The 842-nt window shown below is 58.6% G+C and carries 1 protein-coding gene; it reads left to right on the top strand.

The genetic code is table 11. The features are described 5' to 3' along the window. Nucleotides 1-68 precede the first annotated feature (68 nt). Nucleotides 69-829, top strand: a protein-coding gene (locus IVA74_RS32315) for an IS5 family transposase (protein WP_247351036.1) whose coding sequence is annotated in 2 segments (ribosomal slippage) — nucleotides 69-402 and nucleotides 402-829 — 762 coding nt in all. Because the reading frame shifts where the segments join, the coding sequence is not laid out codon by codon here. Nucleotides 830-842: the final 13 nt, after the last annotated feature.

Below are 842 nucleotides of genomic sequence, written 5' to 3'. Positions count from 1 at the left end.
CTAGGGTCTGTACCTAATTAACACGTTCTGATTCCCTTGCACCGAGTTGATTCGGCAGGGGGGCTTCGATGCGAAAAGGACTATTTTGGCTCAACGACAAGCAGTGGGTTCAGATAAAGCTGCATCTGCCGACGAACCAGACCGGACCGGAGCGCGAAGACGATCGACGCATCATCAGCGGTATCATCCACATGCTTCAGTGTGGCGCGCGCTGGCGCGATTGCCCGCCCGACTTTGGTCCTTACACGACGATCTATAATCGGTTCAATCGCTGGGCCAAGCGCGGGCATTGGCAAGCGATCTTTGAAGCGCTCGCCCGCTGCGGCAAGGACAGCGTGACTTTGTCCATCGACTCCACCTCGATCAAGGCGCATCGCTCGGCCAGCGGCGGAAAAGGGGGGAGCATGAACAGGCAATCGGCCGCTCGCGCGGTGGGCGGACCACGAAAATCCACGCGCTGAGTGACCCTGATTGCAAACCTTGCGCATTTCATCTTACTCCGGGCCAGGACGCCGATATTGCCGCAGCGCCCGCCCTTTTGGAACTCGCGCCGCCCATGTCTGTCCTCATCGGGGACAAAGGCTACGATGGCGACGGCTTTCGCGCCGAGATCGTCAATCGCGGCGCGAAGCCCGTCATTCCAAACAAATCCAACAGGGTGACCCTCCACAGCTTCAGCAAACGCGCCTACAAAGGGCGCAACGTTATCGAGCGCTGTTTCTGCCGGCTCAAGGATTTCAGGCGTGTCGCAACTCGCTACGACAAACTTGCCAGAAACTTCTTGGCTGCCGTCCACCTCGCCGCCATCGTCGCCTATTGGATCAATTGAGTCTGAACCCTAG

Source organism: Bradyrhizobium sp. 132, from assembly GCF_023074185.1.
Taxonomy (GTDB): Bacteria; Pseudomonadota; Alphaproteobacteria; order Rhizobiales; family Xanthobacteraceae; genus Bradyrhizobium.
The sequence above is the reverse complement of the archived record's forward strand: the minus strand, read 5'-3'. Positions and strand labels throughout refer to the sequence as shown.